Below are 22,758 nucleotides of genomic sequence, written 5' to 3' on the forward strand. Positions count from 1 at the left end.
ACCTCCCGCAGAGCTGGCTGTGCTTCGACCTTCCCGCGCCGCACCGGACGGCGCAACGCGTGGACGTCACACCGGGTGCTCCGCCAGCCGGTCCAGAAACGCGGCCTGCGCCGTGACGATCACCGCACGCGCCCCCTCCAGGCCGAACCAGGCGACCCGGTCCAGCTCCGGGAACTCCCGCTGCCGCCCCGACCGCGGCGGCCACTCCATGGTGAACGTCCCGGGCACCACCGCCCCCGGATCCAGCTCCGCCTCGATCGCCCATACGGTGACGATCTTGCCGTTGGTCTGCCGGACCTCCCCGAGCGCGATCGCCTCGCCGTCGGGCGGGTCGAGCCCCAGCTCCTCGCGGAACTCACGCCGGGCGGCCTCCCAGGCGGGCTCGTCGGGCTCGTACTCGCCCTTCGGCACGGTCCAGGCGCCCGCCTCCTTCCGCGCGAAATAGGGGCCGCCCATATGGCCCAGCAGGACTTCCAGGCCGGTGCCCGTGCGGCGGAACAGCAGCAGGCCCGCGCTGCGCCGGACGGTCACGGCCGTACCTCCGGATGGGCGGCGAGCAGGGTCTCCACGGTGTCGGCCTCCCCGGGCCGCTTGTCCTCGCGGTAGCGCAGCACCCGGGCGAACCGCAGGGTGACCCCGGCCGGATAGCGGGTGGAGCGCTGGAGGCCGTCGTAGGCGATCTCCACGACGAGTTCGGGGCGCACGGTGACGCCCCAGGGGTGCTCCTGCTCGGCGAGGGCCCGGAGCCGTTCGGTCTGCCAGGTGAGCAGGGCGTCGGTCATGCCCTTGAAGGTCTTGCCGAGCATCGCGAAGCCGCCGTCGGCGGTGCGCGCGCCGAGGTGCAGGTTGGAGAGCTTGCCGGTGCGCCGGCCGTGGCCCCACTCGGCGGCCAGCACCACCAGGTCGAGGGTGTGCACGGGCTTGACCTTCAGCCAGGACGCGCCGCGCCGGCCCGCGCTGTACGGGGCGTCCAGGGACTTGACCACGACCCCCTCGTGGCCGCGCAGGAGGGTGTCCTTGAGGAACTCTTCCGCCGCGACCGCGTCCCCCGGGTCGGTGACGACCGTCCGGCGCACCCGCATCGGCTCCGGGACCAGCCGGGCCAGCTCCGCGTGCCGCTCGGCGAACGGCAGGTCGAGCAGGTCGCGGCCGTCGACCGACAGCACGTCGAAGAAGACGGGGGAGACCGGCACCGCCTCGGCGGCCGCCGCCACGTCCACCCGGGAGCCGACCCGGCCGGCCGTCTCCTGGAAGGAACGGGGCCGGCCGTCGGCGCCGAGCGCGATGACCTCACCGTCGAGCACGAACCGACGGACCGTCAGTTCGCCTGCGGCTGTGGTCAGTTCGGGGAGCCGGTCGGTGATGTCGTCAAGGGTGCGGGTCCACACGCGGATGTCGTCGCCGTCGCGGTGCACCTGCACCCGGATGCCGTCCAGCTTCTCCTCCACCGCGCAGGCGCCGAGCTTGCCGACCGCCTCGGTGACGGACGACGCGGTGTGCGCGAGCATCGGCAGGACCGGGCGGCCGACGGTCAGCCGGAACCCCGCGAGCGCCTCCGGCCCCTCCGCGAGCAGCGCCCGCGCCACCGCGCTCAGCGAGCCCGCGAGCATCACCGCCCGCCGTACGTCCGCCGGGGGCGCCCCGGTCGCCTGGGCCAGTCCCTCGACGGCCACCGCGTCCAGGGCGCCCTGCCGGACCTCACCGGTGAGCAGCCCGAGCAGGAAGCGCTGCTCGTCGGCGGTGGCGGCGCCCATCAACTCCCCGACGATCCGCGCCCGTTCGGCCTGCGAACCGGGCCCGGACACCTGTCCCAGCTCGGTGAGCCGGGCGTCCACGGCACGGACGGTCAAGGTCGGCTCGGCGGCCGGGGGAACCGGTCGGCTCAGCGTCTTCCACCCGACCCCGAGCCGCCCCTGCGGGAGCCGCCCGGCCAGATACGGGATGACGACCGGCGCCTCCTCGGCCTCCGCCTCCCGGAACAACTCGGCGAGCAGGGCGATCTTGCGGGAACGGGCCGAGGCGGCCGCGACTTCCCGAGACACATCGGCGAGCCGGGCTAGCAGCATGCAGCCATGGTGCAACGCGGGCGCCTGCGGCACATCTGCGCGGGGTGGGGGGCAGGGGGCCGGGCTTTTGGGGGTGCCCGCTTGCGCGGGGTGTCGCGGGGCGGGCCGGCTATGGCCGTCGGCGGGTGACGGGCGGGCCATGCCGGGGCGGTGGCATGCGGGCGGGCGGCAGGAGCCGGGGCGTCCCTGTGCGGGCGGGGCGGTTGGCCTGCGGGGCTGCGGCTCGCCGCCCGGGCGGGCACTGGGCGGGGCCGGCCGTTTCGCGCGCTCGGGCGCCGGCCTGCCCTGGCTCGGCTGCCCGGGGCCGCATGTGCCCGCGTGGTAAGTGTCCAGGCTGGGGTGCACCTGCGCGGGACGGGTGGCCTGGGCCTGCGGCGTTGTGGCTCGGGGGTAGGGAGGGGGCGTGCTTGGTGTCGTCGGGCGGGCCGTGTCGGGTCCGCGGGCACTGGCTGCGCCGGCTCGGCTGGCTGGGGTGGTGGCATGTGCCCCGAGTGGTAAGTGCCCTGGCCGGGGAGGACTGGCGCGGGACGGGTGGTCCGTGAGGTTGTGGCTCGGGGGCCTCACCCGCGCTGGGTGTCGCCGGTCGGGCTGCGGGTGCGGGTGCGGGTGCGGGCGAGGGCGAGGGCGCGTGACGGGCCCTGCCGAGTGCGCGGGCGCGGGGTTGCCCTGGCTCGGCCGGTCGGGGGTGGTGTGGGGTCTGGGCGGCGCGGGCCGGGGCGGGGACGTATCGGCGCGGGGTGGGCGAGCCCCCAGGGCCGGGGCTCGCCCGTACCCGCGCGGCTTCGGCGGTGGCTAGCCGTCCGTCGTCGTCAGCGCCGCGTCCAGGTCCGCCATCAGTAGTTCGCCGTTGATCGCCGCGCCGGCTCGGTAGCCGCGGCTGGCCGCGTTGATGACCTGCTCGGCGAAGCCGGAGACGTTGCCGGCCGCCCAGAGGCCGGGAACCGTGGTTCTGCCCTGGGGGTCGGTCACCGGGTAGGTGCCGAACGGTGTCTCCGTCGTTTCGGCGCCCAGGCGGGTCGGCAGGTCCGTGCGGGGGACCGCGCGGGGTGCCACGAAAAGGATCTCGCGGGTGTGTTCCGTGCCGTTCTGGAGGCGGATGCCGGTCAGGTGGTCGTTCTCGATCGTCAGTCCGGACACCTCGCCGGGGACCACGCGTACGCCCGCCGCCGCCAGGCGGCGCAGGTCGTCGTCGGACAGGTCCTCCTCGGCGACCGTGTGCAGGAACAGGGTCACGTCCTTCGACCACTGGGTCACCATCAGCGCCTGGTGCACGCTCAGCGGGGTGGTCGCCAGGACCCCGAAGGCCCGGTCGCGGACCTCCCAGCCGTGGCAGTACGGGCAGTGCAGCACATCGCGGCCGAACCGCTCGGCGAGCCCCGGCAGCGGCGGCAGCTCGTCCTTGAGCCCGGTCGCGACGACGAGCTGCCGGGCCCGCACGGTCCGCCCGCCCGCGAGGACGACGGCGAAGTCCGTGTCCCGCACGACGTCCACCGCCCGGTCGCGGACCAGCTCCACGCCGTAGCGGGCGATCTCCTCGCGGCCCGCGGCCAGGAAGTCGGCGGGCGCCATGCCGTCCCGGGAGAGGTAGCCGTGCATATGGGCGGCGGGCGCGTTGCGCGGCTCGCCCGCGTCGATCACCAGGGTGCGGCGGCGCGCCCGCCCGAGGACCAGGGCCGCGGAGAGCCCCGCCGCACCGCCGCCGATCACGATCACTTCGTAGGTCTCGTCTGCCTCGTCGTATGTCCCGTTCATGCCGCCACCGTCGCTCCGCAGGCGCGGGATTGACAAACGTCTTTGCCGATCCTGCAATAAGAAGCATGAGTGCTGACGATGTTCTCGCGGAGGTGGGGCCCCGGCTGCGCCGGATCCGGAAGGAGCGGGAGGTGACCCTCGCGGCGCTGTCCGAGACGACCGGCATCTCGGTCAGCACGCTGTCCCGGCTGGAGTCGGGGCTGCGCAAGCCCAGCCTGGAGCTGCTGCTGCCGATCGCACAGGCCCACCAGGTGCCGCTGGACGAACTGGTCGGCGCCCCGCCCGTGGGCGACCCGCGCGTCCGCTCGCGCCCGCTGGTCCGGCACGGGCGCACCTTCTGGCCGCTGACCCGGCAGCCGGGCGGCCTCCAGGCGTTCAAGGTGCTGGTCCCGCGGCGCGACGAGGAGCCGGAGCCGCGCACCCACGAGGGCTACGAGTGGCTGTACGTGCTGTCCGGGCGGCTGCGCGTGGTGCTCGGCGAGCACGACGTGGTGATGCAGGCGGGCGAGGCGGCCGAGTTCGACACGCGCGTGCCGCACTGGTTCGGCTCGACGGGGGAGGGCCCGGCGGAGTTCCTGAGCCTCTTCGGTCCGCAGGGCGAGCGGATGCACGTACGGGCGCGGCCGTCCGGGGCGTGACCCGTCCGACACGTCCGCCCGTTTCCCTGGGTTCCGCTGTTCCCTGATCGGCAAGCGACCGCTTAGTATGCGATCGACCCCGGTCGGAACACCGTCCGGGCACGCCGGTGGAGAACGCCGGCCGGACGACGCAGTCCCGTGGAGGCTCCGCATGCAGGCATGGCAGGTGCACGAGAACGGCGAGCCGGGCGAGGTGATGCGGCTCGAGGACGTGGAGCGGCCCACGCCCGGCGACGGCCAGGTCCTGCTCAGGGTGCGCGCCGCGAACGTCAACTTCCCGGACGCGCTGATGTGCCGCGGCCACTACCAGGTCCGCCCGCCGCTGCCCTTCACCCCGGGCGTGGAGATCTGCGGCGAGACCGAGGACGGCCGCCGCGTCATCGCCAACCCGGCCCTGCCGTACGGCGGTTTCGCCGAGTACGCCGTCGCGGACGCCGCCGCCCTGCTGCCCGCCCCCGACGCCCTGGACGACGCCGAGGCCGCCGCCCTGCACATCGGCTACCAGACCGGCTGGTTCGGACTGCACCGGCGGGCCGGGCTCGAAGCTGGCGAGACGCTGCTCGTGCACGCCGCCGCGGGAGGCGTCGGCACCGCGGCCGTGCAGCTCGGCAAGGCCGCAGGCGCCCGGGTCATCGGGGTCGTCGGCGGCGCCGACAAGGCCGCCGCGGCCCGGGAGGCGGGCTGTGACCTGGTGATCGACCGCCGCGCCGAGGACGTCGTCGCCGCCGTGAAGGAAGCCACCGGCGGCCGGGGCGCGGACGTGATCTACGACCCCGTCGGCGGCGACGCCTACACCCAGTCCACCAAGGTCGTCGCCTTCGAGGGCCGGATCGTGGTCGTCGGCTTCGCCAGCGGGACCATCCCGAGCCCCGCCCTGAACCACGCCCTGGTCAAGAACTACTCGATCCTCGGCCTGCACTGGGGCCTGTACAACACCAAGAACCCCAAGCTCGTCCTGCGCTGCCACGAGCAGCTCACCGAGCTGGCCGCGCGCGGCGCGATCAAGCCGCTGATCAGCGAGCGCGTCCCGCTCGCCGGAGCGGCCGACGCCGTGCAGCGGGTCGCCGACGGCACCACCACCGGCCGCGTCGCCGTCGTCCCGCACCTGGAGAACGGAGCCGCCGCATGACGATCGACGCCGCCGAACTCACCCGCCGCACCGCCGAGTTGCTGGCCGCCCACCCACCGGCCACCACCGACCGCCTCGACTTCCTCAAGGCCCGCTACGACGCAGGGCTGGCCTGGGTGCACTACCCGGAGGGCCTCGGCGGACTCGGCGCGCCCCGCTCCCTCCAGGCCGTCGTGGACACCGAGCTGGAGGCCGCCGGCGCCCCCGACAACGACCCGCGCCGCATCGGCATCGGCCTCGGCATGGCCGCGCCGACCCTCCTCAAGTACGGCACCGAGGAACAGAAACAGCGCTTCCTGCGGCCCCTGTGGGTCGGCGAGGAGGTCTGGTGCCAGCTCTTCAGCGAGCCGGGCGCCGGCTCCGACCTGGCCGCCCTCGGCACCCGGGCCGTCCGCGAGGGCGACACCTGGGTGGTCGACGGGCAGAAGGTGTGGACCTCCAGCGCCCATGTCGCCCGCTGGGCCATCCTCATCGCGCGCACCGACCCGGACGTGCCCAAGCATGCAGGCATCACCTACTTCGTCTGCGACATGACCGACCCCGGCGTCGAGGTGCGGCCGTTGCGCCAGATCACCGGCGAGGCCGAGTTCAACGAGGTCTTCCTCACCGACGTCCGCATCCCCGACTCCCGCCGCCTCGGCGCGGTCGGCGACGGCTGGCGGGTCGCGCAGACCACCCTGATGAACGAGCGCGTCTCCATCGGCGGCATGCGGCTGCCCCGCGAGGGCGGCATGATCGGCCCGGTCTCCCGGACCTGGCGCGAGCGCCCCGAACTGCGCACCCACGATCTGCACCAGCGGCTGCTGAAGCTGTGGGTCGAGGCCGAGGTCGCCCGCCTCACCGCCGAGCGCCTGCGCCAGCAGCTCGTCGCGGGACAGCCCGGCTACGAGGGCTCCGGCATGAAACTCGCCTTCGCCCGACTCAACCAGGAGATCAGCGGCCTGGAGGTCGAACTGCGCGGCGAGGAAGGTCTGTTGTACGACGACTGGACCATGCGCCGTCCGGAACTGGTCGACTTCACCGGCCGTGACGCCGGCTACCGCTACCTTCGCTCCAAGGGCAACAGCATCGAGGGCGGGACCAGCGAGGTCCTGCTGAACATCGTCGCCGAGCGCGTTCTGGGCCTGCCCGCCGAACCGCGCACCGACAAGGACGTCGCGTGGAAGGACCTGTCCCGATGAAGCCGCAGCCGACGCAGCCCGACCTGCTCTACTCGGAGGAGGAAGAGGCGCTGCGCGCGGCCGTACGGGATCTGCTCGCCGACCACTGCGACGCGCCCTCGGTCATCGCGCGCGCCGAGTCCGACGCCCCGCACGACCCGGCGGCCTGGAAGGCGCTGGCCGACGGGATGGGGCTCGCCGGACTGCTGATCCCCGAGGCACAGGGCGGCCAGGGTGCCACGCATCATGAAGCCGCCGTCGTCCTGGAGGAGTTGGGCCGCGCGGTCGCGCCGGTGCCGTATCTGACCAGTGCCGTGGTCGCCACCGAGGCGCTGCTCGCCTGCCGGGACGAGGACCTGCTCGGACGACTGGCCTCGGGGCGGACCGTGGGCGTGCTCGCGGTCGGCCTGCACACCGCCCCCGGCGCCGCCTTCCCCGCCGTACGCCTCGAAGCGGGCGCCCTGCACGGCGAGTTGACCGGCATCGCGGACGCGGCGGCCGCCGATGTCCTGCTGGTGCCCGCCGCCGACGGCGGGCTGTACGCCGTCGAGGCCGCCGACGCGACCGTCACCCCGCAGGTCTCCCTCGACCTGACCCGCCCGCTCGCCACCGTCACCCTCACCGGCGCCCCGGGGCGCCGGATCGGGGACGCCGGACCCGCCGTGCGGCGCGCGCTCCGGGCCGGTGCCGGACTGCTCGCCTCCGAACAACTCGGCCTCGCCGACTGGGCGTTGACCGAGACCGTCCGCTATCTCAAGGACCGCAAGCAGTTCAACCGTCCGGTCGGCGGCTTCCAGGCGCTCAAGCACCGGCTCGCCCAGCTCTGGCTGGAGGTCGTCAACCTGCGGGCCGCCGCCCGGGGCGCCGCCGACGCGCTCGCCACCGGCCACGACGTCGAGGTGTCGGTCGCCGTCGCCCAGGCGTACGCGGCGTCCGTAGCCGTCCGGGCCGCCGAGGAGGCCCTGCAACTGCACGGCGGCATCGGCATGACCTGGGAACACCCCGTCCACCTGTGCCTCAAGCGGGCCAAGGCCGACTCGATCGCCTACGGCACGGCGGGCGCCCACCGCGAGGCGCTGGCCGAACTGGTCGACCTGCGCGCGCCCTGAGCGTCACGCGGCGAAGCCCGTCCCGGACCGGGGCGGGCTTTTCCGTGCGCGCCGAAGGAGTGGCCGAACGAGTGAACACGGGGCGGCGGTCCGGCCAACTCATCGCACTCGAAGGCCCGTTGAGTCCCGCACGGCCCCATACTCCCTGTGGTTCGGACCCGCCCCACAGGGAGGAACACCATGTCCCTCGTCACCCGCCGCCGCGCGCTCACCGGCCTTGCCGTCACCGCCGCCGCGGTGCTCGCCCAGCCGGCCGGTACTGCTGTCGCCGGCGGCCGGCCGCCCGGCCCCCGCCCGCTGTGGCGGGCCCACGCCCACAACGACTACGAGCACCCCCGTCCGCTCCTCGACGCCCTCGACCACCGCTTCGGCAGCGTCGAGGCCGACATCTTCCTGGTCGACGGCGAACTCCTCGTCGCCCACTCGGCGGACCAGCTCGACCCCGCCCGCACCCTGGAGTCCCTCTACCTCGCCCCGCTCGCCGCCCGGGTGCGGGCCCACCACGGCTCGGTGTACCGGGGACACCGGCGGCCCCTGCACCTGCTCGTCGACATCAAGACCGAGGGCGTCTCGGCCTATCTCGCCCTCGACCGTCAACTGCGCCGGTATCAGGGCCTGTTCACCACGTACGCGCACGGCAGGGTGCGGCCCGGCGCGGTCACCGCCGTCGTCTCCGGCGACCGGGCGGCCCGCGTCCCCCTGGCGGCGCAGAGCGTGCGCCACGCCTTCTACGACGGACGGCTCGCCGACCTCGGCACCACCGACGCCGCCTTCGCCCCGCTGATCTCCGACAACTGGACGCTGAACTTCGGGTGGCTCGGCGTCGGCGCCTTCCCCGAGGAGGAGCGGCGCAGACTGCGCGCGATCGTCGCCGCGGCCCACGCGCGTGGCCAGCGGGTACGGTTCTGGGCCACCCCGGATCTCGCCGGACCCGCCCGTGACGCCGTGTGGACGGAACTCCTCGCCGCGGGCGTCGACCACCTCAACACCGACGACCTGGCGGGCCTGGAGGCGTTCCTCGACGCGCGCCGGACGCCGTAGACACCACTCGTTCGGCGGACAGGTCAGCCGCCCTGACGAACCCTCCGTTACGCCACACTTGCGGCCGAACGCCGCGAAAGCGGACGTGGCGGAGGAGGTTGACGATGGCCGTTTCCATTTCCGTGGTGCTGTTGCTGCTGATCCTGGCGGTGATCTTCCTGCGCAACGGCGGACTGAAGATGTCGCACGCGCTGGTCTGTCTGCTGCTCGGCTTCTTCCTGGCCGGTACGAGCATGGCGCCCACCATCCAGAGCGGCCTCACGGCGACCGCCGACATCGTGGGCAGCCTGCGGCCCTGAGGCGGCCCCGAACCGGTCGTGAACCGGCCCTGAACGGGCCCTGAGGCCGGGGCCGTTCACCGGGTGAAGACCCCGATGCCGTTCGGTACGGGACGCTCGGCGCCGCCCGAGGGACGGTTGCGGACCGTCACCCGGGCGGCGCCGGGCTTGCGGGTCACCAGGGTGGTCGAGCCGCCGCCGTCCAGGCTGAACCCCTCGGTGGCGCCGAGCGACCTCAGCGCGGCGGCGACCTCGGCGACCGTCAGACCCCTGCGATACGCGGCCGCGCCGTCCAGCGCGAACAGGAACACCCGCCGGCCGCCCGCGCCGATGCCCACGGCCGTCCGCACCGCCGGGACCCGGCTGTCGAGGCCGGCCCGGGCCCTGCCGCCCGCCAGCACCGGGTACCCGCCGACGGCGAAGCGGTACACCGCCGACGACGCGGAGTCCAGCCCGTACCGCACGGTCACCCGCTCGCCCACCCGGAGTGTCCGCAGCCGCGCCGCGCCCGCCTCCCGGCCGAGGAGCACCGTCGTGCCCGGCGTGACGGCACCGCTTCCCGGCCTGGCCGACGCCGACACCACCTGGCCCCTCCTGACCGTCACCTCGTAGGTCCTGGTGGCGCACGGGGCGGCCCGGTCGGTGTCCGTGCCGCAGACGGCCCGGGCGCGCGAGACCCGCCCCCAGTCGGAGGTGAAGGCGCCGATCGCGTTCTCCGGCAGCGCGTATTGGTTGAGCCCGCGCAGGGTCAGCCGCCGTCCGAGGGCGCTCACCGAGCCGACGAGCGACAGCGTGTCCACCCGGGCCCGGCCGCCGGTGTCCACGCCGACCACGGCCCCGGTGCCGGTGCCCGGCGGCAGTTCGGGCCCGAACCGCTGGCCGACCGGGACGGCCCCCTTGAGCACCTTGCCGTCGGCGATCGCCGGACCCACGCTCGCCCCGGTCGCCGGGACGCCCGGATGCTGGGTCTCCGAGATGTTGAAGAAGTCGCCGTTGATCCCGGCGACCGCCCGCCGGGCGTCGGCCAGCGAGGAGAGGGGCGCCCGGGCCGCGACCGCCCCCGGGTACAGCAGCCCGAGCCGCACCCGGCCGTGGCCGAGGTCGACGTTCAGCACATGCGCGCGGGCCGTCCCGGCGGCCGCCGGAAGGTCGTACTGCCGGTACGTCACCCCCGGCGCCACGGTGGTCCAGGCGGGCGCGGCGCCCGCCGGAGCCACCCCCACCAAAACGGTCGCGGCGAGCGCCGCCGCCAGTGCGGGCGTACGCCGTACGACCGTCCCGGACCATGCCCGACGTCGTGTCACGAAGCCGACCCCCCTGCGAAGTTCTCCCTGTCCGCAGCCATGGTCACGGGCAGGGAGAACGTCCACCGGGAGCGCCGGGCAAGTCCACGCGGACGAGTGACGGCGAGGACACCGGCCGCCGCCACCGTGTCGGCCGCCGGAGATCTTTGTCCTCGGAGTGGAGAAAGTCGTGTCGAATTGCTGCACGACTTCTTCCCAGGGTCGGCGGCCGCTGCTACGTTCCCCTCGAAAGCCAGTCACCTGGTGGCCGAATCTTGGCGGGGAGGGGTTCGTGAGACGTATGACGGCACGACCTGCGAACGCGCACCAGTCCCGGCTGCTCACCCTGCTCCGTGACGGTGGCCCCAACTCCCGTGCGCAGCTCGGCGATCAGGTGGAGCTGTCCCGGTCCAAGCTGGCCGTGGAGGTGGACCGGCTGCTGGAGACGGGTCTCGTGGTCGCCGACGGGCTCGCCGCCTCGCGCGGTGGCCGCCGCTCCCACAACATCCGGCTCAACCCCGGTCTGCGTTTCCTCGGCGTCGACATCGGCGCGACCTCGGTCGATGTCGCCGTCACCAACGCCGAACTGGAGATCCTCGGCCATCTCACCCGGCCGATGGACGTCCGCGAGGGTCCCGTCGCCGTCTTCGAGCAGGTCCTGGAGATGGCCGGGAAGCTGCGGGCCACCGGGCTCGCCGAGGGCTTCGACGGCGCCGGGATCGGCGTCCCCGGGCCCGTCCGGTTCCCGGAGGGTGTGCCGGTCGCGCCGCCGATCATGCCGGGCTGGGACGGCTTCCCGGTGCGGGAGGCGCTCAGCCAGGAACTCGGCTGCCCGGTCATGGTCGACAACGACGTGAACCTCATGGCCATGGGGGAGCAGCACGCCGGGGTCGCCCGGCCCGTCGCCGACTACCTCTGCGTCAAGATCGGCACCGGTATCGGCTGCGGCATCGTCGTCGGCGGGCAGGTCTACCGCGGCACCACCGGCAGCGCGGGCGACATCGGCCATATCCAGGCGGTGCCGGACGGCAGGCCCTGCGCCTGCGGCAACCGGGGCTGCCTGGAGGCCCACTTCAGCGGCGCGGCCCTGGCCAGGGACGCCCTGGAGGCGGTCCAGCAGGGGCTGTCCGCCGAACTCGCCGCCCGGCTGGAGGCGAACGGCACCCTCACCGCCGTCGACGTCGCGGCCGCGGCCGCCGCGGGCGACGCCACCGCGCTCGACCTGATCCGCGCGGGCGGCACCCGGGTGGGGCAGGTCATCGCCGGACTCGTGTCCTTCTTCAACCCCGGCCTGGTGGTGATCGGCGGCGGGGTGACCGGCCTCGGCCACACCCTGCTCGCCGCGATCCGCACCCAGGTCTACCGCCAGTCGCTTCCGCTGGCGACCCGCAACCTCCCCATCGTGCTGGGCGAGCTGGGACCCACCGCCGGTGTCATCGGCGGAGCCCGGCTGATCAGCGACCACCTCTTCTCACCCGCGTAGCCGGCCGCCGTCCGCGCGGCCGCGCTCCCACCTCACCCCGCTCCGCCCCGTCGCGCCCACCCCTGCCCTGACACCGGCCCCGCACGTCCGCCGAGGGGAACCACATGGCACCCGAACCACCCCTGCTCAGCATGTCCGGCATCACCAAGTCGTTCCCCGGAGTCCGGGCCCTGGACGGCGTCGACCTCGACGTCCAGGCCGGTGAGGTGCACTGTCTGCTCGGCCAGAACGGCGCCGGGAAGTCCACCCTCATCAAGGTCCTGGCCGGCGCCCATCTGCCCGACGAGGGCACCGTCCGCTGGCGCGGCGAACCCGTCGCCCCGCGCTCGCCGAGCGACGCCATGCGCCTCGGCATCGCCACCATCTACCAGGAACTCGATCTGGTGGAGCATCTGTCGGTGGCGGAGAACGTGTACCTCGGCCATGAACCGACCGCCGCCGGGTTCGTGGTCCGCGGCAGGGCCGCCAGGGCGTCTACGGCCGCGCTCCTCGGGCGGCTCGGGCATCCCGAGATCGATCCGGTCGCCCTGGTGGGAAGGCTGTCGGCCGCCCAGCGGCAGATCGTCTCCATGGCCCGGGCCCTCTCGCACGACGTGCGGCTCATCGTCATGGACGAGCCGTCCGCCGCGCTCGACCCCGACGAGGTCGACAACCTCTTCCGGATCGTCGGCGATCTCACCGCCGACGGCGTCGCGGTCGTCTACATCTCGCACCGCCTGGAGGAGATCCGCCGCATCGGCGACCGGGTGACCGTGCTGAAGGACGGGCGGGCGGTCGCGGGGGGACTGCCCGCCCGGTCCACCCCGACCCGGGACGTGGTCGCCCTGATGACCGGCCGCACCGTCGAGTACGTCTTCCCCGACCGGCCGCCCGAGCCGCCCACCGCGCCCCCCGTGCTCCAGGTGCGCGGCCTCGCCCGGGACGGCGAGTTCGCGCCCCTCGACCTCGATCTGCGGCCCGGGGAGATCGTCGGACTCGCCGGCCTCGTCGGCTCCGGACGCTCCGAGATCCTGGAGACCATCTACGGCGCCCGCAGACCGACCGCCGGCCAAGTCCTCGTCCAGGGCAGGCCGTTGCGTCCCGGAAGTGTGCGGGCCGCGGTGCGGGCCGGGCTCGGGCTCGCCCCCGAGGAACGCAAGGCGCAGGCGCTGCTGATGCTGGAGTCCGTCACCCGCAACGTCTCCGTCTCCACCCTCGGACGCTTCGCGCGGGCCGGCTGGATCGACCGGGGCGCCGAACGCGCCGCCGCCCGCGCGGCCGTCCGTGAACTGTCGCTGCGCCCCGACGACCCCGACGTCCCGATCCGCACCCTCTCCGGCGGCAACCAGCAGAAGGCGGTCCTCGCCCGCTGGCTGCTGCGCGGCTGCCGGGTGCTGCTCCTGGACGAACCTACCCGGGGCGTCGACGTCGGCGCCCGCGCCGAACTGTACGCCGTGGTAAGGCGGTTGGCCGACGAAGGGCTGGCCGTGCTCCTCGTCTCCAGCGAGGTGCCCGAGGTCCTCGGCCTCGCCGACCGCGTCCTGGTGCTGCGGGAGGGACGGGTCGTGCACACCGCGCCCGCCCAACAGCTCGACGAACACCGAGTCCTCGACCTCGTCCTGGAAGGAAGCCCGGCGTCATGACGCAGCACGCCTCCCCGCCCCGGGACGCCACCGGCAAACTCCCGCCGGCCGGCCGTCTCCCGTCCTGGCGCCTGATGTCGGCACGCGCCGACGTGCGCACCCTGTCCCTGCTCGGGGTGCTCGCCGTCCTCGTCGTCATCGGCGGGGTCACCGAACCCGACGCCTTCCTCGACGTCCGCAACCTCCAACTCGTCCTGACCCAGGCGTCGGTGATCGGCGTCGTCACCGTCGGCATGACCTTCGTGATCACCTCCGGCGGCATCGACCTGTCCGTCGGCGCGATCGTCGCGCTCGCCTCGGTGTGGGCGACCACCGTCGCCACCCAGGAGTACGGCTTCGCCGGGATCCTCTTCACCGCGGTGCTCGTCGGCCTCGGCTGCGGCCTGGTCAACGGCGTGCTGGTCGCCTACGGCCGGATGGTCCCCTTCATCGCCACCCTCGCCATGCTCGCCTCGGCGCGCGGTCTCGCCCTCCAGATCACCGACGGCCGCACCCAGGTCGTCACCGTCGACTCCGTCCTCTCGCTCGGCGAACGCGACGCCTACGTGCTCGGCATCCCGCCGCTGTTCCTGGTGTTCGCGCTGGTCACGGTCGTCGGCTGGCTCGTCCTCAACCGCACCACCTTCGGCCGCCGCACCGTCGCCGTCGGCGGCAACGCCGAGGCCGCCCGGCTCGCCGGCATCGACGTCCGCCGCCAGCGGCTCTACCTCTACCTGCTCTCCGGCCTGTGCTGCGGCATCGCCGCCTTCCTGCTGATCGTGCTCTCCGGCTCCGGCCAGAACACCAACGGCAACCTCTACGAACTCGACGCCATCGCCGCCGCGATCATCGGCGGCACCCTGCTCAGCGGGGGCCGGGGCACGATCACCGGCTCCGTCCTCGGCGTCCTGATCTTCACCACGATCACCGACATCTTCGCCCTGAACAACCTCCAGAGCGACGTCCAGCAGATCGCCAAGGGCGCGATCATCGTCGCCGCCGTCCTGGTCCAGCGCCGTACCGCGAACACGACCTGAGGAAAGGGTTCACCGCCATGCCAGAGCAGATCAGCCACGCCATGAACGGGCGCACCAGCCGCAGAGGACTCCTCTTCGGGACCGCCGCCGTCTCCGCCGGAGCCTTCCTGGCCGCCTGCACCAGCAACGAGCCCAAGGACCAGAGCCCTGCCGCCGACAGCGGGCCGGCCGCGGACGACAAGCCCGGCAAGCACGTCACCATCGGCTTCGCCGGACCCCAGGCCGACCACGGCTGGCTCAACGCCATCAACGACAACGCCGAGAGCCGCGCGAAGAAGTACTCCGACGTCTCGCTGGAGATCACCGAGGGCTCCAACGACACCGCCCAGCAGATCGGCCAGATCGAGACCCTCATCAACAAGAAGGTCGACGTCCTGGTGGTGCTCCCCGCCGACGGCAAGGCGCTCACCCAGGTCGGCCTGAAGGCGATGCGGGCCGGCATCCCGGTCGTCAACCTCGACCGGATCTTCAACTCCGCCCAGGCGTACCGGTGCTGGATCGGCGGCGACAACTACGGCATGGGCCTCAACGCCGGTCACTACATCGGCGAGAAGCTCAAGGACAAGCCGGACGCCAAGGTCGTCGAACTCGCGGGCCTGGACAACCTGGAGCTGACCAAGCAGCGCACCCAGGGCTTCGACGACGCCCTGCGCAACTACCCCAACATCCGCAAGGTGGCCCGCCAGGCGGCCGAGTTCACCGTCGAGACCGGCCAGGCCAAGATGGCCCAACTCCTCCAGGCGCAGCCCGACTTCGACGCCCTGTGGAACCACGACGACGACCAGGGCGTGGGCGCGCTGCGCGCCGTCGAGCAGGCCGGACGGGACGGCTTCCTGATGGTCGGCGGGGCCGGCGCGCTCTCCGCGTTCCAGGCCATCAAGAAGGACGACGGCGTCCTCAAGGCGACCGTGCTCTACCCGCCGACCATGGCCGCCTCCGCCATCGATCTGGCCCGCGCCCTCGGCCAGGGCAAGGGCGTCGGCGGACTCGCCGAGTACGAGATCCCGGCGTCGATCACCCTCTACTCGGCCGTCGTCGACAAGGACAACGTCGACCAGTACATGCCCACCGGCTTCCGGTGAGCCGCCCCGCGGCAGGGCCGGAGGCGGAGAAGGAAGAAGAGGAAAGGGAGGACGAGCGCATGGAACCGGACCCCGGGCAACTGCCGTTGCGCGTCGGGATGGTCGGATACGCCTTCATGGGCGCCGCCCACTCGCAGGGCTGGCGCACCGCGGGCCGGGTCTTCGACCTGCCCCGGCAGCCCGTCCTGGCGGTGCTGTGCGGCCGTAACGCCACCGCCGTGCGCGCGGCGGCCGACCGGCACGGCTGGGCCGACGTCGAGACCGACTGGCGGGCCCTGGTCGCCCGGGACGACATCGACCTCGTCGACATCTGCACCCCCGGCGACAGCCACGCCGAGATCGCGCTCGCCGCGCTCGCCGCGGGCAAGCACGTGCTGTGCGAGAAGCCGCTGGCGAACAGCGTCGAGGAGGCGGAGGCGATGGCCCGCGCCGCCGAGACCGCCCGGGCGCGCGGCCGTACCGCGATGGTCGGCTTCAACTACCGCCGGGTGCCCGCCACCGCGCTCGCCCGCCGGATGGTCGCCGCCGGGCGGCTCGGCACCCTGCGTCACGTCCGGGTGTCCTACCTCCAGGACTGGCTGGGCGACCCGGAGTTCCCGCTGACCTGGCGGCTGCGCCGGGAAGCGGCCGGCTCCGGCTCGCTGGGCGACCTCGGCGCGCACATCGTCGACCTCGCCCAGCATCTGGCGGGGGAGCGGCTGGCCGGTGTCTCCGCGCTCACGGAGACCTTCGTACGGGAACGCCCGCTGCCGGCCGCGGAGGGGCCCGGCACCGGTCCGGTCACCGTCGACGACGCCGCGCTGTTCACCGGCCGCTTCGCCTCCGGCGCGCTCGCCTCCTTCGAGGCCACCCGGTACGCCACCGGCCGCAAGAACGCGCTGCGCATCGAACTCAACGGCGAGCGCGGCTCGTTGGCCTTCGACCTGGAGCGGCTCAACGAACTCTGGTTCCACGACGCCACCGGGCCCGGCACCGAGGCGGGGTTCCGGCGCATCCTCGTCACCGAACCCGACCACCCCTATCTGGACGCCTGGTGGCCGCCGGGACACGGCCTCGGCTACGAGCACACCTTCGTCCACCAGGCCCGCGACCTCGTCCACACCATCGCCGAGGGCCGCCGCCCCGACCCCTCCTTCGCCGACGGGCTCCAGGTGCAGCGGGTCCTCGCGGCGGTGGAGGAGAGCGCCGCGAAGAACTCCGTCTACACACCCGTCCCCGACTGAGGAGGCCCGCCCATGCCACGCCCCTTCACCCTCTTCACCGGCCAGTGGGCCGACCTGCCGCTGGAGGAGGTCTGCCGGCTCGCCCGCGACTTCGGCTACGACGGACTCGAACTCGCCTGCTGGGGCGACCACTTCGAGGTCGACAAGGCGCTCGCCGACCCCGGCTATCTGGCCTCCCGTCATCAACTCCTCGACAAGTACGGCCTGAAGTGCTGGGCCGTCTCCAACCACCTGGTGGGGCAGGCCGTCTGCGACGCCATCATCGACGAACGCCATCTCGCGATCCTGCCCGACCAGGTGTGGGGCGACGGCGACCCCGAGGGCGTACGGCGGCGGGCGGCGGAGCGGATGCGGGACACGGCGCGGGCGGCGGCCGCGTTCGGCGTCGACACGGTGATCGGCTTCACCGGGTCCGCGATCTGGCACCTCGTGGCGATGTTCCCGCCCGCGCCCGAGGCGATGATCGAGCGCGGCTTCGAGGACTTCGCCGAGCGCTGGGACCCGATCCTGGACGTCTTCGACTCGGAGGGGGTGCGCTTCGCCCACGAGGTCCACCCCGGGGAGATCGCCTACGACTACTGGACCACCCTGCGCGCCCTCGAAGCGGTCGGCCACCGCACCGCCTTCGGCCTCAACTTCGACCCCTCCCACTTCGTGTGGCAGGACCTCGACCCGGTCGGCTTCCTGTGGGACTTCCGCGACCGGATCTACCACGTGGACTGCAAGGAGGCCCGCAAACGCCTCGACGGCCGCAACGGCCGCCTCGGCTCCCACCTCCCCTGGGGCGACCCGCGCCGCGGCTGGGACTTCGTCTCGGCGGGCCACGGGGACGTCCCCTGGGAGGACGTCTTCCGCATGCTCCGCTCCATCGACTACCGCGGCCCGGTCTCGGTCGAATGGGAAGACGCCGGCATGGACCGCCTCCAGGGCGCCCCCGAGGCCCTCACCCACCTCAAGAAGTTCGACTTCGACCCCCCGTCGACATCGTTCGACGCGGCCTTCTCCCACTGACCCACCCCACGCCGGACCCGCGACCGCAGCCGCCCCGCACAGGGGACGGGACGGCCCGCACCGCGGCCCATTCGGCGTGCGGGGCCGGGGGCCACGGGCGCTGGCTGTGGGAGCCGCCCCGTCGGTGGTCGGCCGTTCGGCCGGGCCCGCCGCCGGGGCGTGCTGGGCCGGGGGGTGTCCCCGGCGGCAGATGTGCCGACGGGCAGTGGGTGCGGGGATGCCGGGCTGGGGGAGCCGTCGAGTCGCCGGTCAGGTGTGCGGGCGGGCCTGCCGCCGGTTGGGGGGGGCTGAGGGCGGGCCCCGTCCAGGTGTGGGTGGGGGCGCGCCCGTTCGGCCTGTTGGGCGGGGGGCCCCGCCGGCGATGGGGGCGCCGACGGGTGCTCGGCTGGGCATGGCGGCCGCGGGCCCCGGGGTGGGGCCCGGGGGCTCCGGCCGTGCGGATGTGGGGGTACGGCGTACCGTCGTTTGTGTGGAAGTCAGTGCCGGTGAGCTGGTGGCCCGCGCCGCGGAGCGGCTCGGTGCGGGTGCGGAGCTGTTGATCGCGGACGTGGAGGTGTGCCTGCGCAAGGAGGTCCCCGAGCTGTGGGACCCGCCCGACCTGGCCCGGATGGCGTCGGAGAACATCGCCGAGCACATCAACGGCGTCCTGACCGACGTAGCCCGGGGCGTCGACCCCGACCTGATCGAACCCCCGCCCGCGGACGCCGAGCGCGCCCGCCGGCTCGCCAAGCACGGCACCTCCGTCAGCGCGCTGCTGCGCGCGCACCGGCTCGCCCAGGGCATCATCTTCGACCGGCTCCTCGCCGAGCTGCCCGCGCTCACCGACGACACCGCGCTGGTCGTCGAGGCCGCACGCCGGATGATCATGACCGGGACGGAGTACGTGGACCGCTCCTCCCAGCAGGGCGTGGCGGCGTTCCAGGAGGAACGCGACCGCAGGCTGCGCTGGCGCCTCGCGCTGGTCAGCGAGGTCAGCATGTGTGTCGGCACCACCCTGGACATCGCCCGCACCACCCAGGAGCTGGCGGACGTCGTCGTCGAGCACTTCGCCGACGCCGTCATCGTCGACCTGCTCGACTCCGTCCTCAGCGGCCACGACCGTCCCCAGGGCGACCCGCCCGTGCTGCGCCGGGTCGCCGGACGGGCCGTGCCGCCCGCCGTCGACATCCCCGGCGGCACCGTCCCGCCGGACAGCCTGCACACCTACCCGAAGGACTCACCGGCGTACCGCGCCCTCACCACCGGCCGGCCCAGCCGCGAGCACCCCGAGGACGCCGCCCACGGCGAGCCCGGCACCCGCGTCCACTCCACGATGGCCGTCCCGCTGCGCGCCCGCGGCACCACCCTCGGTGTCGCCCAGCTCTTCCGGTACCGCGACCCCGACCTCTTCCACGACGAGGACCTGCTGCTCGCGCAGGAGATCGCCGCCCGGGCCGCGGTGGCCGTGGACAACGCCCGCCGCTACACCCACGCCCGCGCCGCCGCGCTCGCCCTCCAGCACAGCCTCCTCCCGCGCCGCACCCCCGAGCAGTCCGCCGTCGAGGTCGCCTGGCGGTATCTGCCCGCCGGCGCCCTGTCCGGCGTGGGCGGCGACTGGTACGACGTCATCCCCCTCTCCGGCGCCCGGGTCGCCCTCGTCGTCGGGGACGTCCTCGGGCACGGCGTGCAGGCCGCCGCCACCATGGGCCGGCTGCGCACCGCCGTCCGCACCCTCGCCGACATCGACCTGCCCCCCGAGGAACTCCTCACCCACCTCGACGACGTCGTCCTGCGGCTGTCCGCCGAGGCGTCCGACGATCCCCCCGACGAGACCGACGCGACGGCCCCGGACCGGGACGTGTTCGGCACCGGCGCCACCGCCACCTGCCTCTACGCCGTCTACGACCCCGTCTCACGGCACTGCGCCCTCGCCCGCGCCGGACACGTCCTGCCCGCCGCGCTGCACCCCGACGGCACCGCCGAGATCCTCGACCTGCCGCCCGGCCCGCCCCTCGGCGTCGGCGGGCTGCCGTTCGAGGCGGCGGAGTTCGACCTGCCCGAGGGCACCGTCCTCGCCCTCTACACCAACGGCCTGATCAAGGGCGGCGACCAGGACACCGACGCCGGGCTGAACCGGCTGCGCCACGCCCTGACCCTCGCGGGACCCTCCCTGGAGGCCACCTGCGACCGGATGCTCGACGCCCTGCTGCCCGACCGCCCGGACGACGACGTGGCCCTCCTCCTTGCCCGCACCCGCGCCCTCGGCGAACGCCAGGTGGCCGTGTGGGAGCTGGACGCCGACCCCGCCGCCGTCGCCGGGGCGCGCGCGGACGTCGCACGCCAACTGAACGACTGGGGACTGGAGGCGCTGGACTTCACCACCGAACTCGTCGTCAGCGAACTGCTCACCAACGCCATCCGCTACGGCCGCCCGCCGATCCGGCTGCGCCTCATCCATGACCGCTCCCTGCTCTGCGAGGTGTCCGACTCCGGCAGCACCACCCCGCATCTGCGCCGGGCCCGCCACTTCGACGAGGGCGGCCGCGGGCTGTTCCTCGTCGCCCAGCTCGCCGAACGCTGGGGCACCCGCCACGGCCGCGACGGCAAGACCGTCTGGGCCGAACTGAGCGAGTCCGACGGCCTGCTGGCCGCCCTCGCCCTCGAATAGAGCCTTCTCGGAGACGCCCTCACACCGCCCGGGCCACCAGCAGCGCCACGTCGTCGTGGTCGTCGGGGTGGCGCAGGCCGTACAGCAGGAGGTCGCAGATCTCCTCCAGCGGCCGCTGGGGTTCGTCCAGGAAGCCGAGGAGGACGTTCAGCCGGTCGTCGATGGGATGCTGCCGGGTCTCCACCAGGCCGTCCGTGTACAGCACCAGCAGATCGCCCGGACCCAGCTCCGCCGTCGCCGTCTCGAACGGGACCCCGCCGACACCGAGCGGCGCGCACGGCGGCAGGTCGAGCAGCTCGGCGTCCCGCCCGGGACGGGCCAGCGCGGGCGGCATGTGCCCGGCGTTGGCGATCCGGCACCGCCCGGTCCGCGGGTCGTACACCGCGTACAGACAGGTCACGATGTAGTGCTCCAGATCGCAGGTGATCTTGTCCAAGTGCTGGAGAACGTCGCCGGGGTCCAGGTCGAGATCGGCGTAGGCGCAGGTCGCGGTGCGCAGCCGGCCCATCGTGGCGGCGGCGTCGATGCCGTTGCCCATGACGTCCCCGACGACCAGCGCGGTCTTGTCGTCGTTCAGCGGGATGACGTCGTACCAGTCGCCGCCGACCTCGCTGGTGGCCTGCGCGGGCTGGTAGCGGGAGGCCAGCTCAAGGCCCGTGTGGTGCGGCGCGTGGTCGGGCAGCAGGCTGCGCTGGAGGGTGAGGGCGGTGTTGCGCACGCTCTGGAACCAGCGCGCGTTGTCGATGGCGACGGCCGCCCGCCCGGCCAGCTCGGTGGCGAGGACCACGTCGTCGTCGTCGAACGGCAGCGGATTGCGGGTCCGTTTGAGGTCGAGGGCGCCCAGCACCTCGCCGTGCGCGATCAGCGGCACCGCCAGATACGAGTGCACGCCCGCCCGCGCCAGCATCGCCGCGGCCTCCGCGTCCCGGGCGATCCGCGGGATGTCCTGTTCGCCGACGTGCCGCACCACCACCGGCCGCCCGGTGTGCACGCACAGGGTCACCAGCCGGTCGCCCTCGTAGGAGGCGATGTCGCCCGGCGGATCGGCGGCCCGCAGCGCCACCGTGGGATGCGCCGCCTTCAGCGCGAGGGCGCGGAACAGCTCGGGGCCGTTGTCGGGACGGCGGGAACGGCGGCAGGCCAGCGCCGCGTCGAGGATGTCCACGGCCACCACGTCGGCGAGCTGCGGAACGGCGATCTCGGCCAGCTCACGGGCCGTGCCCTCCACCTCCAGCGTGGTGCCCACCCGCGTCGACGCCTCCGCGACGAGCGCCAGCCGCCGCCTGGCCCGGTCGGCCTCCGCCGCCACCCGGTGCCGTTCGGTCACGTCGACGACGGACACGGCGGCCCCCAGCACCCGCCCGCCGGGGTCCTCGAGACGGTAGAACGACAGCGACCAGGCGTGCTCGTGGTCGGGGTCGGTCCGCGGCGTGCCCACGTGGTACTGGTCGAGCAGCGGGGTGCCGGTGGTCAGCACCTGGCGCAGCACGGACTCGATGGTGTCGATGTCCGGCAGCGGCAGGGTCTCGCCGAGCCGGCGGCCCACATGGTCCTCGGCGGCCACGCCGTCGATCCGCTCCAGCGCCGGGTTGACCAGGATGTACCGCAGATCGGGGTCCAGCAGGGCGAGACCGATCGGCGACTGGTTGATCAGCCGCTCGCACAGCGCGAGGTCGGTCTCCACCCGCTGGAGCAGGGCGTGGTCGGCCGCGATGCCCAGGGCGTAGACGTCCCCCAGGTCGTCCTGGAGCCGCATGTTGCGGAACTCCATCAGCCGGCTGCTGCCGTCCTTGTGCCGGATGGGGAAGGCACCGGCCCAGGACCGCCCGGTCTCCAGCACCTCGGTGAACAGCCGTACCACGGACGGCAGATGCTCGGGATGGACGAACAGCCGGGCCGCGTACGCGCCGAGCGCCTCCTCGGCGCTGTAGCCGAACAGCTCCTCCGCCTGCGGGGTCCAGAACACGATCCGGCCCTGGGTGTCGACGACCATCGCGGACACGCTCAGCACGTCCAGGAGCCCGGTGCTCGGCGGCAGCCCGGCGGGGCTCGTACCGGCGTCGGACCCGAAGGGTTCGGTTGTCATCCCATCCTCCTCCACCGTTCGGCGGGGCACGGCGACGCCTGTCGGCGCCCGCCCGGGACCCCACCGCCGGTACCTCCATGCTCCCTCCGCGCCGCCGGGTGCGGTAACGCGAAGGGCGCGCCGTGCGCATCG

General features: G+C 73.8%; 18 protein-coding genes. 13 read left to right on the plus strand and 5 right to left on the minus strand.

The features are described from left to right. Window positions 1–66: 66 nt before the first annotated feature. The 3 genes from G6W55_RS13565 to G6W55_RS13575 form a co-directional block, all read right to left on the minus strand. Window positions 67–531, minus strand: coding sequence for an NUDIX domain-containing protein (locus tag G6W55_RS13565; protein ID WP_175521070.1), 465 nt, complete (start codon window positions 529–531; stop codon window positions 67–69). Continuing rightward, window positions 528–2,066: an ATP-dependent DNA ligase gene (locus G6W55_RS13570; protein ID WP_175521071.1), complete on the minus strand. Its 1,539-nt coding sequence runs from the start codon at window positions 2,064–2,066 to the stop codon at window positions 528–530. Before G6W55_RS13570 ends, G6W55_RS13565 begins: the two co-directional genes overlap by 4 nt. A gap of 792 nt (window positions 2,067–2,858) precedes the next feature. Next, window positions 2,859–3,818: an NAD(P)/FAD-dependent oxidoreductase gene (locus G6W55_RS13575; protein WP_175521072.1), complete on the minus strand. Its 960-nt coding sequence runs from the start codon at window positions 3,816–3,818 to the stop codon at window positions 2,859–2,861. 65 nt (window positions 3,819–3,883) lie between these two features. On the opposite strand from G6W55_RS13575, the gene G6W55_RS13580 reads away from it, so the two are divergent. From G6W55_RS13580 to G6W55_RS13605, 6 genes are all read left to right on the plus strand, one after another. Next, the gene (locus G6W55_RS13580) at window positions 3,884–4,456 is read left to right on the plus strand and encodes a helix-turn-helix domain-containing protein (protein WP_175521073.1); all 573 of its coding nucleotides are present in this window, start codon (window positions 3,884–3,886) and stop codon (window positions 4,454–4,456) included. A 151-nt stretch (window positions 4,457–4,607) separates the two neighbouring features. After that, window positions 4,608–5,585 (plus strand): NADPH:quinone oxidoreductase family protein, encoded by a 978-nt coding sequence (locus G6W55_RS13585; protein ID WP_175521074.1) that lies wholly within the window; start codon window positions 4,608–4,610, stop codon window positions 5,583–5,585. Then, window positions 5,582–6,766: an acyl-CoA dehydrogenase family protein gene (locus tag G6W55_RS13590; RefSeq protein WP_175521075.1), complete on the plus strand. Its 1,185-nt coding sequence runs from the start codon at window positions 5,582–5,584 to the stop codon at window positions 6,764–6,766. Before G6W55_RS13585 ends, G6W55_RS13590 begins: the two co-directional genes overlap by 4 nt. Then, window positions 6,763–7,854 carry an acyl-CoA dehydrogenase family protein gene (locus G6W55_RS13595; RefSeq protein WP_175521076.1) on the plus strand — a complete coding sequence of 364 codons (1,092 nt, stop codon included), beginning with the start codon at window positions 6,763–6,765 and terminating at the stop codon, window positions 7,852–7,854. Before G6W55_RS13590 ends, G6W55_RS13595 begins: the two co-directional genes overlap by 4 nt. A 180-nt stretch (window positions 7,855–8,034) precedes the next feature. Beyond that, on the plus strand, window positions 8,035–8,895 hold the full coding sequence (locus G6W55_RS13600; RefSeq protein ID WP_175521077.1) for a phosphatidylinositol-specific phospholipase C/glycerophosphodiester phosphodiesterase family protein: 861 nt from the start codon (window positions 8,035–8,037) through the stop codon (window positions 8,893–8,895). Window positions 8,896–8,999: 104 nt separating this feature from the next. Then, entirely contained in the window at window positions 9,000–9,194 is a 195-nt protein-coding gene (locus G6W55_RS13605) for a hypothetical protein (RefSeq protein WP_030786295.1), read from the plus strand. A 56-nt stretch (window positions 9,195–9,250) separates the two neighbouring features. Here the strand turns inward: G6W55_RS13605 and G6W55_RS13610 are convergent, their stop codons facing one another. Beyond that, the gene (locus G6W55_RS13610; protein WP_309243705.1) at window positions 9,251–10,477 is read right to left on the minus strand and encodes a phosphodiester glycosidase family protein; all 1,227 of its coding nucleotides are present in this window, start codon (window positions 10,475–10,477) and stop codon (window positions 9,251–9,253) included. Between the two features lie 280 nt (window positions 10,478–10,757). Here G6W55_RS13610 and G6W55_RS13615 point away from each other — a divergent pair, with 280 nt between their 5' ends. From G6W55_RS13615 to G6W55_RS13645, 7 genes are all read left to right on the plus strand, one after another. Next, a complete protein-coding gene (locus tag G6W55_RS13615) occupies window positions 10,758–11,939 on the plus strand; it encodes an ROK family protein (RefSeq protein ID WP_030786304.1) in 1,182 nt (393 codons plus the stop codon). A 104-nt stretch (window positions 11,940–12,043) separates the two neighbouring features. Further along, entirely contained in the window at window positions 12,044–13,561 is a 1,518-nt protein-coding gene (locus G6W55_RS13620) for a sugar ABC transporter ATP-binding protein (protein WP_175521078.1), read from the plus strand. Continuing rightward, window positions 13,558–14,577 (plus strand): ABC transporter permease, encoded by a 1,020-nt coding sequence (locus tag G6W55_RS13625; protein WP_175521079.1) that lies wholly within the window; start codon window positions 13,558–13,560, stop codon window positions 14,575–14,577. The genes G6W55_RS13620 and G6W55_RS13625 overlap by 4 nt, the downstream gene beginning before the upstream one ends. A 41-nt stretch (window positions 14,578–14,618) precedes the next feature. Then, the gene (locus tag G6W55_RS13630; RefSeq protein WP_175521126.1) at window positions 14,619–15,659 is read left to right on the plus strand and encodes a substrate-binding domain-containing protein; all 1,041 of its coding nucleotides are present in this window, start codon (window positions 14,619–14,621) and stop codon (window positions 15,657–15,659) included. Window positions 15,660–15,718: 59 nt separating this feature from the next. Further along, a complete protein-coding gene (locus G6W55_RS13635; RefSeq protein ID WP_244367798.1) occupies window positions 15,719–16,882 on the plus strand; it encodes a Gfo/Idh/MocA family protein in 1,164 nt (387 codons plus the stop codon). Between the two features lie 12 nt (window positions 16,883–16,894). After that, window positions 16,895–17,893, plus strand: a complete 999-nt coding sequence (locus G6W55_RS13640; protein ID WP_175521080.1) for a sugar phosphate isomerase/epimerase — start codon at window positions 16,895–16,897, stop codon at window positions 17,891–17,893. A 469-nt stretch (window positions 17,894–18,362) separates the two neighbouring features. Continuing rightward, complete coding sequence (locus tag G6W55_RS13645) at window positions 18,363–20,540, plus strand: SpoIIE family protein phosphatase (protein ID WP_309243706.1); 2,178 nt, start codon at window positions 18,363–18,365, stop codon at window positions 20,538–20,540. A gap of 19 nt (window positions 20,541–20,559) precedes the next feature. Here the strand turns inward: G6W55_RS13645 and G6W55_RS13650 are convergent, their stop codons facing one another. Continuing rightward, window positions 20,560–22,626: a SpoIIE family protein phosphatase gene (locus G6W55_RS13650; RefSeq protein WP_175521082.1), complete on the minus strand. Its 2,067-nt coding sequence runs from the start codon at window positions 22,624–22,626 to the stop codon at window positions 20,560–20,562. Between the last annotated feature and the right edge of the window lie 132 nt (window positions 22,627–22,758).

The organism is Streptomyces sp. CAI-85 (assembly GCF_013363615.1).
Taxonomy (GTDB): domain Bacteria; phylum Actinomycetota; class Actinomycetes; order Streptomycetales; family Streptomycetaceae; genus Streptomyces; species Streptomyces antibioticus_B.